Origin of the sequence: Moraxella bovis, from assembly GCF_025985205.1 — a bacterium.
GTDB lineage: Bacteria > Pseudomonadota > Gammaproteobacteria > Pseudomonadales > Moraxellaceae > Moraxella > Moraxella bovis.
Genome location: NZ_CP087840.1, coordinates 1,675,351 through 1,688,433 on the forward strand (window position 1 = coordinate 1,675,351; position 13,083 = coordinate 1,688,433).

Here is a 13,083-nt window from a genome sequence, read left to right on the forward strand (position 1 = left end):
GCTGTTGCTAAGCTATCCAGCTTACTAACAGTAAAAGCCTAAAGCGAGTACCAGTCGCCAAGGCAGGTTAGGTGGAAACGCCTAGCCACTCCTTACCTATTATCATAAAATATTTTAAAACAAAGGTCAAGCATCATGCCTAAAATTGTCAAAACTCCAAAAACCAAAGCTCAAATTCAAGCTGACTCTGATGCCAAACGTGGCGTAAAGGTGGCAAGCTATAAGTTTCCCACCGAATTTATTGACGAGCTGACTGTTTTATCTGAAAAAACAGGACTTTCACGCTCTGCCATTATCATGCAAGCTGTCAAAGCGTGGGGGCAGACTTTATGAGCGAATGATGACGCACGACAAGCCCAACCCTATCCGCCCACCCTTTGCCATAAATCTCACGCACGCTTTGCCGTCCGTAGGGGTGGTGCAAGATTAGGGTATTGCCCACGCAAGGCGGAGTAGTCTCACTTTTAAGTACACCCTTATCGCCAAGCCAAATCAAGGCATGATTGACATGGTGCGTCCGTCCGACACGGCAAAGCAGCACATCGCCATATTGCAGGTTGTCTTTACCTACTTCCACAAAGCCTGCTGTTTTAAAATTGTTCTCGTATAAGGGTTCGTGGCCCTCAATTTCCCACCAAGCGTCTGTTCGCTCAAAGTCGGGCAAGTCCACGCCAAATTCACGGCGATAAAAATCACGGACGATGGCATAGCAGTCCTGCACGCCGTGGATATAATTTCGCCCCAGTAGTGGCGGTCTGTACCCACATGGCTCATATACGCCAAAGGCAGGCTCATCGCCATAATCTTGCTTGGATACCGCCACGATGACCCACGGCACACCATGCAGTTCAATTTGTAACTTGTCCAAATCAGACGGCAACACACCGCCGTCAGGGTGGCTATGGACGACGGCTTGTATCTCGCCTATGCTTTCCGCTTTTGCAAAATCTTTGGGGCAAAGGATGAATTGCTCATTGCCTGTGGCAGTGTTGGTGCAAGGCAGGTAATTATCATTCACAATCACGCCACAGCACTCAGCAGGATAGCAGTCAAGGGCGTGGGAGATGATGTCGGCTTTTAATTGTTTGGTGAGTTTCATTTATGTTGTCCAATAAAAAACCGCCTTTTGGAGGCGGTTGGTGTATTATGTTTGGTTATTTGATATATTTTGCGATAAGCTCTGGCAATTCTCGTGCGTATTTTTGAGCCATGACAACATCCGTCCAAGTAATGTGTTCATGCAATTTATAATCTGATTTGTGTCGCTTTTTTAAAAAATCTTTAAATTGCAACGCCAGCTTTTTAATAGGCTTGTCTCTGACTGCCATTTCGTCCAATATCATGTATAAATTATCATGTGTGCCTGTTTTGTACTGGTTAGTACTAATGTCTGCTTGCTCCATTGCCAATCTTAATTCATGAAAAACCGCATAATAACTGCGATTGATATACGCTCGCCAAAGTGCCTCTGACGATGTACTATCAATATCGCCAAATAGCAGATTGATGCTTTCGTGCAAGTCGGTCGTTGTTACTGACATTAGGCACGCTCCGTACCACATTCTGATGAAAAGTTAACTAAGATGTCTTTATAATCACGATAATCTAACTCGCTGTCAATCAGCTCATCTAAAAATCCGTCTTGTAGAGACACAGAATCATCGGCAGATAAATTATTTAAACAAACATTAATCTCTAAATACCCCCCAATTTCTGTATAACCATAATCAAATGACAAATAATTATCGCCCACATATTTATCCGACAAAAACACATAAATATGATTTAATATATCAACAACCGTTTTTTTGGATATGCTTAATTCATTAATCATATCTATTCTTTTATTAATTTCTTGGATATACATTTGGCTTTTGTGCATGATTTGTTGGTTGTCCCCTTGATAATATTGCATGGCTTCATGGACTTTATTAATATCCAAATGCAGTAGGGCGTGAGACAGTAATAATGACACGCTTTCTAAATCATGGGGGTTTTGTTGCAATATTTCTTTGGCAAATTGATTGCTCTCATCAAATCTACCCATGCTGTGTAAAATATTCATGATATTTTGCGTGGCGTGTCTGTCGCCTAGTTGTTTAGCATTTTGCATGGCGTACAAACCCTGAGTAGGATTACCCATTAAGATGTAAGTAAATGACTTTAAAACATAAGCACTTTTAGGGTCTACATTCAAAAGATTTGGAACATCTTGACTTAACCAGCGATGAAACTGCAAATTATCAGGGTTGATTAGTCCTTGATAGTTTTGTAAAAATTCATAGGCTTCTTGGGTTTTAGGTTTTGGTTGCATGAGCAAATCTCCACTAAGGGCGTTTCATTATAACACATATTATTAAAACTTGACAAATTCATGCTCCAATCAAACTGCTGGCAGGACAACCGCCAAAGGGCAAGGGCTTATTTTTTCCAAATCGGCACACGCACGATTTCATACGCCCACCGCATTTGTCCATGATGGGGTTGTCGGTAGGGTTGTCGTGTTCATCAAACATGGCTACACCTGTATAACCGCATTCTTCGCCGCGATACTTACCCACTACCGCCCAATGACAATAATTGGTAATCTCTCTGACGGGGATTTTTAAGCCTTCAAGGTCAATGGGGTTGGATAATTCAAAGGTAACTTGCTGGGCGTTTTCTGATGTTTTTTGTTCCACAAACCAAATTTGCTCTTTGCATTCATCGCTGGCATTTGGATTGCCACCGTCAAAATTAACCGCATCTAGGTATTTGGCAAGGGTGGTGATGACGGTAAGCTTCGCCCCTGCAAAATCGCTAAACTGCAAGCAATACGCCGACACCGCACCTTGCACCCCTGCGATGTTATTGGCAAGGGTCAGCGTGGGGGTGCTTGCCTTACCGTCTGACCGCATTTCAAGCCCTGTGACATTTAGGGCTTGAGGGGTGTACTCTCTGCCACGGAAGGTAATCACACCATCATTTTTGTCGTGATTGTGTCCGTGAAAGCGTAAAATGCCCGCTCCAAGACGGCTTGCATCCAGTTCAAACAAGGTAATTAGTCCATCTACGGATAATTTTTGAAAATCGGCGGTTAAACTCATATTTGCCCCACAAGTTTTGATTACGCTTGGTTTTCGTTAGCTGATTCGTCTTTTGGCTCGGTTTCGTCTGCCAAACTTGCCATTGGGACAACTTCCACCAAAACGCCATATTCGCCATTTTTATAAGACACCACAAAAGCGGTTACGGTGTTTTCATTGCCAAAGCCTTGTAGTTGTTTGAGCTGATTATTCGCCCAAGCAATAATATCAGCACGGAACACGGTGGTGCGGGTGCGTTTGATAATGCCGTGACTGGGTTCGTTGTTAAACACATCAAAGCCTTTATCTTCGGGAAAATACACGATTTCTACCGTGTCGGCTTTTTCGCCATATTGACTTTGCCAAGCGTCCATTTGCCAAATAAAGGCTTGTAGGATTTGGACTTCGGTGCGGTTTAGGGTGGTTAGGTTTTGTTCGCTCATAGCGTTCTCCATTAAAAAAGCCCCTGATAATCAAGGGCGTGGGTTATCTCGACGAAATTTATTTCGTCGAGATAAAATTAAAAAACTTGCTCAAACTTCAAACTAATCTGCCAAAAGTTGCCTTTTCGCTGACTTTCTTTGTAATCCTGACAAACATATTTGTTAGTTTCGCCGTGGGGGTCAGTCCAAAGAAAAGGGGTAACACCCCCATGCTCATCTAAAAAATCCATGATTGGCTTGATGACGGTATCATAATCACCCGTTTTCTCGCCACTCCAATCTTTGATTTTGTTGTTAATACCATGACTCACTCGCTGGGTATAGCCATCGCCAAATTGGGTCTTAGTAACGTTATGGCGAACATCGGCAGACGCTCCCATGTTCATTTTCCATTTAAAGGTTTTTAGGTGCATAATTAACTCCAACCTTGACGTTTACGTTTGCGGTCATATTCAGCAATCTCATAGCGTGCAATTTGTTGCATTTGCTTACCAATCGTTACTAGAAAATCACCATTTGATTGTTGGCTCACTTCGGCTTTTTCATTGGAATAATTATTGACAATGATTTTGACATCGCCCCGACCTTGCAATCGGTTCAAGGTATTATCCAAATTTTGGGCGGTGTGCTTAGGTAACACTCGTTCGCCTTTTTCCAAATTCCAAGTACCCGACTTTGGCACGCTCATGATGCCGTCATGGGCTTGACCGACAGGCATAACGACTGACTTAATCGCACTGACAATTCTAGCCCCTTGTGCAGTGGCGGTAGCAATGCCTGCAAATTTCTCAGCAAGCGTAGTGCCTTGTGCAAAAGCATCAGAAATTGCTTTGTGCATATTAAGCAATGCTGTGCCAATCGCAAAGCCCTGTTGCATGGCAAACATGGCACGATACAGCCGAGACTGCTCACCCAATCCATCTTTGGTAATGCTAGCAAGACCGCTAAACATCGTCTCCCCATCGCCAAGCACCAACGCATTCATGGCAAGACTATGGGCTTTCTCAATCTTTAACCGTTCGTCCGCTCCCCATTGCTTGATATTGATACGCTCCTGTTCAGTCAAACGCTCGTTATCCAATAGCGACTGTAACCCTGCATCCAAACTGGCGTATTGGCTTGCCGTCTTATCATTTAGCTCTTTGTAAGGGTTGGCAGGTGTGGCAAGTCCCACACCTTGACTGATAAGCTGTTTGGCTCGTTCAATGTCAAGATTTGCCCCCATGACTTGATTGTGGGCGGTTAAGACATTGAGCTGTTCTTTGAGCGTGTCAAGACGTTTTTGTTCATCGGTTTTTAAGGATTGCACCAAGTCGTTGTATTGCTTGGTAATAACGAGTCTTTTTTGGTCAGTCGCCAAAATATCCAAGCCTTCTTTGACTGCATTGTAATAATCAGTATAGCCATCTTTTAAAAGATAATTATATTTTTCAAGGGTTTGGATTTGCTGTTGCTCAATAATCACAAATTCTCTTGCTATGCCGTCAGGCACGGACAAGGCTTTTAATTCTCTGCCGATGTCATTGATTTGGTCTTGGGTGTCTTTCTCCCAGTTTTTCAAGTCAATGAATATTGCTGATTGCAACATTTCTCTTTTTGCTGTTTCACTCGCAAGTGACAACTTATTGTATTCATCATTTAAGTCATAAAGCATTTCTAAGTATTTTGAGCCATGTGAATACATTAACTCTACTTCTCGTTTATTGGCTTCAAGAATTTTTCTTATCTCAAAATCAGCCAAATCTACATCCACTTTTTTTGCCCATTTTCTAAGCTCATCTTGCAGGGTTTCGCCAAGACCTTGGAACTTCCCATATTTAATCTCATATTCCAACTGGCTAAGTTCGGTTACAAAAGGCGTTTTCAAATCCCACAAAGTCTTGCCCCATGCACTCATTTGGTCTTCATAGGCTTTTTGCAGTGCTTTTGTCAAATCATCGGTAGCTTTGGTAGCTTGCTTGTTGGCATCTGCTAACTTTTTCGCTCCCTTACCTGCTTTTTCGCTGGCACTTGCTACATTATTTAAAGAAGTTCCCAAAGCCAAATTAGCACTACTTGCTTGTTTGGCTTTATCTTGCATTTGTTGATGTGTGTCAACCCATTTATTTTCCAAATAATGTGAATTATAACTGGCAATATTTCCAGCACTACCAAAGTCAGGCGTGGCGTATGTGTAACGAGCAAAACTTTCCTTACCAATCATCGGAATGGATTTATCGCTAAATGCACCCAAAACAAAATTAGCCCCCTTTGACAAAGAATTAATTTCATCAATAATGCCGTGTACGATTTTTTCAAAAACGCTAATCGCAAAATTACCAATGCCTTTAAAAACATTAACAACTGATACGCCTAATGCTCTGATATTTTTACTGGCACTATTGACAAACCAAACCACCGTAGCACCGCCCAAATCAAAAGTACGAGCGATGATTTGACCCACGCCCACAAAGCCCTTTTGCGTACCTGCAAAAAATCCACCAAAGGCGGTTTGGGCGAAACTGGTAGCGTTAGCTGAGCCGCCCATAAAGCTGTTAAAGTAGTTGTCTGCTGCCGTCCAAGCCATACCCAGACCATCTACTACACCGCCAATAAAATCGCTTGCCAAGATACCCGCAACACTAAACGCATCGCCCAATGACTTGACCGCACCGCCCAGTCCTTCGGTGCGTGCAATGACCGTTCCAATGACGGCGGTTAAGGCGATGATGGGGTGAGCCATAATCACTCGCCCAAGCGACATAAACGCACCGCCAAGACCCGTAACCGCACGAGTGGCGAGAATACCCACGCCCATTGCACCTCGTTTGGCAGTCGTAACCCCTGCTAGGGCGAGTGTGTGTAGCCGTGCGGACGCTGTGGCGGTGTTAAAGCTGGTCGCCAGACCAACCAATGAGCGAGCATAAGCGGTCGTGGTCGCTATGGCGGTCTTGGTTAGGTCAATATAATGGGCTTTGGTAAGCCTTAGTAACATCAAGCGAGTGGATAGTACATTGTAAGCGTTGATTTGACCCTGCACGCTAAATGCGTTGGAAATACTTGCTTTGGTATTCGCCAAAGTTGCCGAAGTTAAGCCAACAAATGAAGTAACCAACGCAGAATTTTTGGCGATATTAGCAAGCCACACCGCCCCCATTGCCGTACCCTCAGCGATTTTGGCAATTTTGGCGACAATCTCAATGCCTTTGTCGGTAATGGTTGCCTGTATCACTTCGCCAATGGGTTGGTTATGGTTGTGTTGCCATAGGAGAGGAATGGGTAGGGCAAATTTTGCCCCTGTTGGCTCTAAAATGTCATCATCTCGGTCGGTACTGGGCGTGGTGGCAATGCCTGTGATAAGGCGTTCATCATCGGTGTCTGTTACCGATTTGATGGTTAGGGTGGAATAGGCTTTTGTCATAATTTTATCCAATAAAAAACCGCCCATATCAGATAAGCGGTTAAAAATGAATAGATGAGAAAATAAAAAAAAGCCAAATATTTACACGAAACCGCATAAAATACTTGACTTTATTTGTTGGTTAGCTTACAATATACATCAACAAGGCGTTACCGTCTTGGAGGTGGTGGCAAGATTACTGGAACAATCAAGCCACTTGGTATTAACCAAACTGGAGAAAACAATGTTAGCTCGTTTAATCATTGTTGTTATCTTGGTACTATTAAGCACACCAGCCTACTAATACCAAGCACCTAAGGTAGCTCGGAACTACTAAGGTGGGGCGGTTGGGAAACTACCGCTCATCTCCATAGCTTTATCTTAACATAAAACAGGAAATTGTCAAATGCCAAAAATCACAAACACCCCAAAAAGCCAAACCCAGCGTACCGCCGACTCTGATGCCAAACGAGGCTTTAAGACCAAGGGCTTAAAATTGCACATTGACGACATTGCCTTGATAGAAAGTCTGTCAGAGCGTCTAAATATCCCCCAAAATCAGCTGATTATGGATGCTATTCGGGCGTACGAAAAGCAGCTGGGCTAAAAATACACCCCAATATCATCAGCTGACTTTGGCGGTTGCGGGTTTTGGCCCATAAGGGCGACGGCGTTAAGCATTGCGATGACAGGGTCAATCTTGCCGTTACCGCTCTCAGACTTACTCATCATCACGCCTGATCCTGACAATTTCACTCGGGCATTGCCCACGCACCACGCCATCATCGCTTGATTGGCGTGCGTTAGGTCGCCACTGGCGATTTTGCGTTCGCACACTTTTTGATAGCCACCGAGTTTCCAGCCTTGCGACACGCCTGTGATATGCGTGTCTTTGGGAATGCCGATGGATTCTAGGGCGATGACAATGTCGTCCGCTCCTGCTGGGTCAAGCCCAATCTTGTCAAGTTTACCGCTGTCATAGATTTTCTTGGCAATGTCAGCAAACTCAGCAACATCATCGCCGACATTTTCCACGATGACAAGGTCGCCATCAGCTTCAAAGTCTCGGTATCTTGGCTCGTCTTGTTTTCTACGCTCCAACGCAATCGGATGACACCACGCTTTGACCCACACCCACCATTGCTTGACTTCGTGGCGAATACCGCCGTCATCGGTGTAAATGTATTTTGGTGTAGGCAATCGCCCAACCACCGCACAGCCAAGCAAGTCATCAAGACCGCCACCGTCTCCGCCCATGGTGATGACTTCACTTTTTTCGATGAGTTCATCAAGCGTGAAAGTTTTGCTAGCCTTTTCCCAAAATTCAGCCCCAGCCCAGCGGTTCGCTCGCAAACTGATACCGATTTCCACATTTAGATGCTTGGCTAGGGCGGTTTGTAAGCTGTTCTTATCGTGCGATTCTTTGGCACGGTTTAGGGTATCGGCTAGGTATTCATTATCCACCGATGCCCCAAGATTGGGGTTGGTGATGTACCAGTTGTCAGGCTTGATATAGTCGCCAGATTCAATGTACGATTTTGGAAATTCGTACAGTACTGGCAAAAATCGTGCGTCTATGATTTGTCCATCTCGCACTCCTCTTGCGTAGTCTAACTTTTCTTTGAAAACGCCTGCTGGCGGTTCGTCCGACATCGTGGACAGGTAAATCACAAAGCCCTCTGGACGGCTTGCCAGACCCTCTTTGGCTTCTTGGAGCATGGCCGACGCCCCAGAGCGTTTGCCAAACACCCACAGCTCATCAATCAGCACATAAGTCGCTTTCACACCTGCCAAAGAGTCGGACTCTGCTGCGATGACTTTTAGAGTGGCCTGCGTAGAGCGGTGCGTGATGGTCTTAGTGTGCGTTGAGACATTAAAAATGGCGGATAATTCCTTATCCACCCTGATCATATCTTTCATTGGGTCAAAGCTGTTATTGGCGACTTCTTTGGTGGGGGCGATAATCACCAGCTCACACGACTGACGCTCGTTCAGGATAAGAGCGGTCAGCATAATGCCAGCCGACAGCGTGGATTTGCCGTTTTTCTTACTGATAAGCAAAAAGAACTCTTTAATCAGTCGCTTTTTAGCACTTGGGTCATACGCCCCAAAGATGACCGAGACAAACTCAAACACCCAATCCCTTGTAATCTCGCCAATCTTCGGACAGTCCAGCACATCAACCAGTGCCAGCTCTTTAAATACCCGCAAGGCAATGTCGCTCGGTGCTTTAAAGAGCGGTGGGCAAGGGATAAGGCTTTCGCCCTTGACAATCCTTTTTTCCCAATCAGGTAGGGCGGTTGTCCAAGTCGGTGGTGTATTTTCTGACATGAGATTGTAGGTACACATAAAAAGCCCCAATGGGCTTTTGCACAAAATGGGTTAAAAGCTCTTTTTTCTGCAAATCTTGATGACTTGCCACTTCTAAGATTCTAATTTTCGCCTTTTCGGTCAATTTTTCATCATTTAAAAAAGCACGGCGAGCATACCATAGGGCTTTTTTTAGGTCGGTTAAGCTATCACCCTTTAACCCCGCTCGGTGCAAATATTTGTAAGCATTACCAAGACAGAACGGCAACAGCTCGGCAATCTCAATACACTCAATCCCGCTCGGGCAACTGATGTAATGCGGTGGGTGGTTAATCATGTCTGGCTGATCGGTCATAATTTTTTTCCAATAAAAAACACCGCCAAATTGACGGTGTTCTTTGCGTTGATATTAGGCGACTTTTTGTAGGGCAAGTTTTGCTTCAACTGCTTGATTGTCCATTTGCTCGGACAGTTCTATTAAGTCAGCAACAACAGGTTCTAGCAGCTCTTTCATCATGGATAAGGTTTGGGATAGACCCCAGTCCTTGTCGGCATTTTTAATCTCTAAAAGCTCCGCCAGTACACGGCATTTGTCTGCTTTATTCATTATCTCGGTAACATCATCTGCGGTGATTCTTTTGGTGATTTTCATCTTACATCTCCTTTGCGTCATCAAGCGTGGTTAGAAACGGCGGATTTTTTAGCATAGATGCCAGCCGTGCCGATGATATATAGTTAATCGCCACCAATTCATCGTGCGTGATGTCGGTTGCCGTCATCAGAAGCTGTGGAATTTCGTCCATTCGTACGATGTGTTCATTATCCGCCAGCGGACGAGTCCATAGTCTGCCATCATCATCGACCTTGCTCACCAATCGATCGTTATCAGCATAATGATAGCGTGGTTCATTGCACTGGATGATCAGACTGTGTACATAGGCGGTGGCAAGCGGCAAATCCACCGTTGTGATCTCATCAATGCTCTCAACGCCCATGTATTGATACACCATCTTATAAGCCTCATCAAAGCCAAGATTGGTTTTGCCGATCAAAGTGCTGACCGCATTGCGTAAATCTGTTCGGTCGGTTTTATTGCTGCGGGGGTTCACCGCCACGCCTTTATGCCAGTAGTCGTGTAGGACGGTAAAGCACTCTTCTTGATATTGCTCGACGATATGGCGAATGTCGGCACGCACTTTTTCGGGGTTAATGCTAAATAGCCAGCCGTTTAATTTTTTGATTGGCATACACAGCACTTCACGGATTTTGCCGTCTTTGGCAACTGTGTTCATATGAACACAGTTAAATTTTGGGTTGCGGTCTAACTTTTGTTTTTGGGTACTCCATTCTAAGCCCATATTCTCTACGATAGGGCGAATGGCAACATATTGTATGTTGTCTTGCTCAATGGTAATCAAGACATCGTCATAGAATTTGACGGTAGCGATTTTTTGCGACATAAAATGTCTCCTATTGATATTTTTCTGAAATTTACCCAATCATTAAAGGGGTAGACATATGTCCATACCTTGACAATGATAGGGTGCTAGGGGGTTCAGAAACCGTCAATAGTCGGTTGGGATTATTCGTGCGACAAGTCGCCTTATTTCTCCGCCCCCCTAACATAATTGAAAATTTGTAGTCGCAAATATTAGAGGCGTAAAAATACCGCAAGTCTTTCGGGTGCGGATGTCCGCTATTGATTAAGGTTCTGACACCTTGATAAATACTATAAAATAAAAAACCCACTTTGTCAAGTGGATTTTTGCCGTCTTGGGCAACTGTGTTCATATGAACACAGTTAAATTTTGGGTTGCGGTCTAACTTTTGTTTTTGGGTTGTCCAATCCAATCCCATATTTTCCACAATGGGACGGACAGCGACATAATGCTCGCCATCTTTTTCTAGGGTGATAAGGGTGTCGTCATAGAATTTGACGGCTTGGACTTGGTTTGACATAAAATGTCCTCTTTCTGATTAGTTAGTAAACATTACCCAGATAGGGTAACGGGTCTCAACTACCGCAGAAAGACGGCGGGCATATTTCCCTTAGGGGTGTTGTATTACGCCTCTCAACCCGTCATAAGACGAAGGGGGTTATGCGTTTTTGTTCAACTGTGGTGATATGACCACAGTTCACAAATTACAGGCATAAAAATAACGCTCTTTCGGGGCGAGATTTGATACCGCTTTGAGTTTTTAGTAGTAAGATTATACTAACTTAGGTTACAAAAAAAGCAAGCGTTTTTTGCTTGCTTTGGTTAAATTTTTCCAATAAAAAAACCGCCTATTTGGCGGTGTATGTGTCGTTATGCTTAATTGGTTAGCCTGCCTATCGGCATTTCTAGCTGATTGGACAAGGTCGAAAACCGCCCGCTTTCGGACTTCTCACGAGCCGTGTCGATGGCATCTTCTTTTTTGCCTGTCTGAGCCAGTTTCTGCTCGGTATAGGGCAAGAGGGCGATGGCGGCGTTAATGCGTTCTTTGGGCGTGTACAGCCCTTCAGCGTTATTAAACACCGAAGTCAAAAACTCCAAAGGCGATTGTTTGGTGGTCGGTGCTTGTCGTGCCTGAGTCTTCTCAATCGGTGTGGCTGGTGCATTTGGATAACTGATGTCGGTCGTGGCGGTGGTGTTATCGGTGGGCGTGGTTAGACCAGCATCAACCGTCCGCACCTGATGGATGAATGCTTGCACATTCTCACGCTTTGCCATATCTGCGACAAATTTACGAGCCGCTTCATGATTTTTACAGCCAGCTTCAAGGGCGGCTGTGTGTAAGTCCATACCACTCGCCACAAGACGAGCGTATCGTTCCTGCTTTGCGGTGATAGCCATTTTTTAACCTTTCTGTATTCTTTCTAATGTAATTTTATGTAACTTTTGTTTCTGTGTTTATCGGCGGAGAAACGGAGATTTTCCCCCAAATCAAATTTTTTTTATACACGGGTGGGGGCGTGGTGTCCGTGAAATCAGCTTAAAAATTGTTGCACTCCCCCCGCCCGACTTTCGCTTTGGGTTTTGGTTTTGTGGCAGGAGTGGCAAAGGATTTGTAAGTTGGATTTATCATTCGTGCCGCCTTGTGCCACATTGACGATGTGGTCTAATTCAAGGCGACCGCCAACCCGACCACAGCACTGGCAAGTGTAGCTATCTCGTGCCAGTATCTCATCACGAAGTCGCCGCCATGCACGACCGCCACGACCTTGACCCCAGTTCTTCTTTGGCGTTTGGGCGGTGGTGGGTTTTAGTCGGGGTTGTAAGGTTGATAACTTCATGATGAGTGCGAATAAAAAACCTTATGCCATAAACAAACTGGCATAAGGCGAGGGAGACCGTGCGACTGTACGCCTTTTTTGGCTAGGTATGGGTGATTGGTCGCAGGGGTGGCATTACTAAATCTCTCTTGGGCTATCTTAGCAGTAGCAAGTTGAGCTTGTTTTTTTGCTTGTTTTTCAGCTGATTCTCGCTCGGCTTTGGCGGCTGCCCACGCTTTTTTGTCGGCTTCGGTGATGGGCTTGCCACCATCAATACCAAGAATATCAGCGATGAGTGCGTGCGTCTCGTAGGCATCATTGCCTGTGTGGTCACGCACGAGTGTGTAGCCTGTGCCAGCACCGCATTGATTGCATATCCATGAGCCTGTGCCGTTCTTATCATCACAGCGAAAACGATCCGAGCCACCGCATAGGGGGCAGGGCTGGTGTTTTTTGCCGTTGCCTTGTAATTGAATACCCACGGCAGGAAAGATACGGCTGACATAGTAGCCGTTCGCCTGCTCTTGGATGTAGTCGAAATTTAGGGGTGGGCGTTTGTTTTCCCCTTGTATTTTTGTATCAGTTGTCATATAATAAAACTCGCTTGCTTGTAAGCACTTCTAAGTCCAT

At 44.8% G+C, this 13,083-nt stretch carries 17 protein-coding genes; 2 read left to right on the top strand and 15 right to left on the bottom strand.

The window, feature by feature from the left end:
- The first annotated feature begins 135 nt into the window (after positions 1–135).
- Positions 136–333: a hypothetical protein gene (locus LP107_RS08250; protein WP_046698401.1), complete on the top strand. Its 198-nt coding sequence runs from the start codon at positions 136–138 to the stop codon at positions 331–333.
- Here LP107_RS08250 and LP107_RS08255 read toward each other — a convergent pair.
- The 7 genes from LP107_RS08255 to LP107_RS08285 all read right to left on the bottom strand — a co-directional run bounded on the left by LP107_RS08255 (position 308) and on the right by LP107_RS08285 (position 6,908).
- A complete protein-coding gene (locus tag LP107_RS08255; protein ID WP_112742185.1) occupies positions 308–1,099 on the bottom strand; it encodes an NlpC/P60 family protein in 792 nt (263 codons plus the stop codon). The two genes, LP107_RS08250 and LP107_RS08255, sit on opposite strands and share 26 nt — an antisense overlap.
- A 55-nt stretch (positions 1,100–1,154) precedes the next feature.
- Positions 1,155–1,541: a hypothetical protein gene (locus LP107_RS08260; protein WP_112742184.1), complete on the bottom strand. Its 387-nt coding sequence runs from the start codon at positions 1,539–1,541 to the stop codon at positions 1,155–1,157.
- Positions 1,541–2,314 (bottom strand): tetratricopeptide repeat protein, encoded by a 774-nt coding sequence (locus tag LP107_RS08265; RefSeq protein WP_112742183.1) that lies wholly within the window; start codon positions 2,312–2,314, stop codon positions 1,541–1,543. Before LP107_RS08265 ends, LP107_RS08260 begins: the two co-directional genes overlap by 1 nt.
- Before the next feature lie 58 nt (positions 2,315–2,372).
- Complete coding sequence (locus LP107_RS08270; protein ID WP_112742182.1) at positions 2,373–3,086, bottom strand: phage minor tail protein L; 714 nt, start codon at positions 3,084–3,086, stop codon at positions 2,373–2,375.
- Positions 3,087–3,106: 20 nt separating this feature from the next.
- Positions 3,107–3,508, bottom strand: coding sequence for a hypothetical protein (locus LP107_RS08275; protein ID WP_112742181.1), 402 nt, complete (start codon positions 3,506–3,508; stop codon positions 3,107–3,109).
- A gap of 77 nt (positions 3,509–3,585) precedes the next feature.
- On the bottom strand, positions 3,586–3,921 hold the full coding sequence (locus LP107_RS08280) for a phage tail protein (protein WP_112742180.1): 336 nt from the start codon (positions 3,919–3,921) through the stop codon (positions 3,586–3,588).
- Between the two features lie 2 nt (positions 3,922–3,923).
- The gene (locus tag LP107_RS08285) at positions 3,924–6,908 is read right to left on the bottom strand and encodes a tail length tape measure protein (protein WP_264676243.1); all 2,985 of its coding nucleotides are present in this window, start codon (positions 6,906–6,908) and stop codon (positions 3,924–3,926) included.
- A 385-nt stretch (positions 6,909–7,293) separates the two neighbouring features.
- Here LP107_RS08285 and LP107_RS08290 point away from each other — a divergent pair, with 385 nt between their 5' ends.
- Positions 7,294–7,494 carry a hypothetical protein gene (locus tag LP107_RS08290; protein ID WP_112742169.1) on the top strand — a complete coding sequence of 67 codons (201 nt, stop codon included), beginning with the start codon at positions 7,294–7,296 and terminating at the stop codon, positions 7,492–7,494.
- Here LP107_RS08290 and LP107_RS08295 read toward each other — a convergent pair.
- The 8 genes from LP107_RS08295 to LP107_RS08330 form a co-directional block, all read right to left on the bottom strand.
- Positions 7,491–9,236 (bottom strand): terminase large subunit, encoded by a 1,746-nt coding sequence (locus LP107_RS08295; RefSeq protein WP_420832144.1) that lies wholly within the window; start codon positions 9,234–9,236, stop codon positions 7,491–7,493. The two genes, LP107_RS08290 and LP107_RS08295, sit on opposite strands and share 4 nt — an antisense overlap.
- Entirely contained in the window at positions 9,175–9,552 is a 378-nt protein-coding gene (locus tag LP107_RS08300) for a DUF3310 domain-containing protein (protein ID WP_112742167.1), read from the bottom strand. Before LP107_RS08300 ends, LP107_RS08295 begins: the two co-directional genes overlap by 62 nt.
- Before the next feature lie 54 nt (positions 9,553–9,606).
- Positions 9,607–9,849: a hypothetical protein gene (locus tag LP107_RS08305; protein WP_112742166.1), complete on the bottom strand. Its 243-nt coding sequence runs from the start codon at positions 9,847–9,849 to the stop codon at positions 9,607–9,609.
- A 1-nt stretch (position 9,850) separates the two neighbouring features.
- Positions 9,851–10,657 (bottom strand): phage antirepressor N-terminal domain-containing protein, encoded by an 807-nt coding sequence (locus LP107_RS08310; RefSeq protein ID WP_112742165.1) that lies wholly within the window; start codon positions 10,655–10,657, stop codon positions 9,851–9,853.
- 31 nt (positions 10,658–10,688) lie between these two features.
- Positions 10,689–11,156: a phage antirepressor N-terminal domain-containing protein gene (locus LP107_RS08315; protein WP_112742164.1), complete on the bottom strand. Its 468-nt coding sequence runs from the start codon at positions 11,154–11,156 to the stop codon at positions 10,689–10,691.
- A 356-nt stretch (positions 11,157–11,512) separates the two neighbouring features.
- Positions 11,513–12,034, bottom strand: a complete 522-nt coding sequence (locus LP107_RS08320) for a hypothetical protein (protein WP_112742163.1) — start codon at positions 12,032–12,034, stop codon at positions 11,513–11,515.
- A gap of 134 nt (positions 12,035–12,168) precedes the next feature.
- Positions 12,169–12,474 (bottom strand): HNH endonuclease, encoded by a 306-nt coding sequence (locus LP107_RS08325; RefSeq protein ID WP_112742162.1) that lies wholly within the window; start codon positions 12,472–12,474, stop codon positions 12,169–12,171.
- The gene (locus LP107_RS08330) at positions 12,471–13,043 is read right to left on the bottom strand and encodes a primase-helicase zinc-binding domain-containing protein (protein ID WP_264676242.1); all 573 of its coding nucleotides are present in this window, start codon (positions 13,041–13,043) and stop codon (positions 12,471–12,473) included. Before LP107_RS08330 ends, LP107_RS08325 begins: the two co-directional genes overlap by 4 nt.
- Positions 13,044–13,083: the final 40 nt, after the last annotated feature.

Excerpts from the sequence above, each read along its gene's own strand:
- LP107_RS08285 (WP_264676243.1), bottom strand. The coding sequence starts at position 6,908 with ATGACAAAAGCCTATTCCACCCTAACCATCAAATCGGTAACAGACACC.
- LP107_RS08250 (WP_046698401.1), top strand. The coding sequence starts at position 136 with ATGCCTAAAATTGTCAAAACTCCAAAAACCAAAGCTCAAATTCAAGCT.
- LP107_RS08315 (WP_112742164.1), bottom strand. The coding sequence starts at position 11,156 with ATGTCAAACCAAGTCCAAGCCGTCAAATTCTATGACGACACCCTTATC.
- LP107_RS08290 (WP_112742169.1), top strand. The coding sequence starts at position 7,294 with ATGCCAAAAATCACAAACACCCCAAAAAGCCAAACCCAGCGTACCGCC.
- LP107_RS08265 (WP_112742183.1), bottom strand. The coding sequence starts at position 2,314 with ATGCAACCAAAACCTAAAACCCAAGAAGCCTATGAATTTTTACAAAAC.
- LP107_RS08300 (WP_112742167.1), bottom strand. The coding sequence starts at position 9,552 with ATGACCGATCAGCCAGACATGATTAACCACCCACCGCATTACATCAGT.
- LP107_RS08325 (WP_112742162.1), bottom strand. The coding sequence starts at position 12,474 with ATGAAGTTATCAACCTTACAACCCCGACTAAAACCCACCACCGCCCAA.
- LP107_RS08330 (WP_264676242.1), bottom strand. The coding sequence starts at position 13,043 with ATGACAACTGATACAAAAATACAAGGGGAAAACAAACGCCCACCCCTA.
- LP107_RS08270 (WP_112742182.1), bottom strand. The coding sequence starts at position 3,086 with ATGAGTTTAACCGCCGATTTTCAAAAATTATCCGTAGATGGACTAATT.
- LP107_RS08310 (WP_112742165.1), bottom strand. The coding sequence starts at position 10,657 with ATGTCGCAAAAAATCGCTACCGTCAAATTCTATGACGATGTCTTGATT.
- LP107_RS08320 (WP_112742163.1), bottom strand. The coding sequence starts at position 12,034 with ATGGCTATCACCGCAAAGCAGGAACGATACGCTCGTCTTGTGGCGAGT.
- LP107_RS08305 (WP_112742166.1), bottom strand. The coding sequence starts at position 9,849 with ATGAAAATCACCAAAAGAATCACCGCAGATGATGTTACCGAGATAATG.
- LP107_RS08275 (WP_112742181.1), bottom strand. The coding sequence starts at position 3,508 with ATGAGCGAACAAAACCTAACCACCCTAAACCGCACCGAAGTCCAAATC.
- LP107_RS08295 (WP_420832144.1), bottom strand. The coding sequence starts at position 9,236 with ATGTGTACCTACAATCTCATGTCAGAAAATACACCACCGACTTGGACA.
- LP107_RS08280 (WP_112742180.1), bottom strand. The coding sequence starts at position 3,921 with ATGCACCTAAAAACCTTTAAATGGAAAATGAACATGGGAGCGTCTGCC.
- LP107_RS08260 (WP_112742184.1), bottom strand. The coding sequence starts at position 1,541 with ATGTCAGTAACAACGACCGACTTGCACGAAAGCATCAATCTGCTATTT.
- LP107_RS08255 (WP_112742185.1), bottom strand. The coding sequence starts at position 1,099 with ATGAAACTCACCAAACAATTAAAAGCCGACATCATCTCCCACGCCCTT.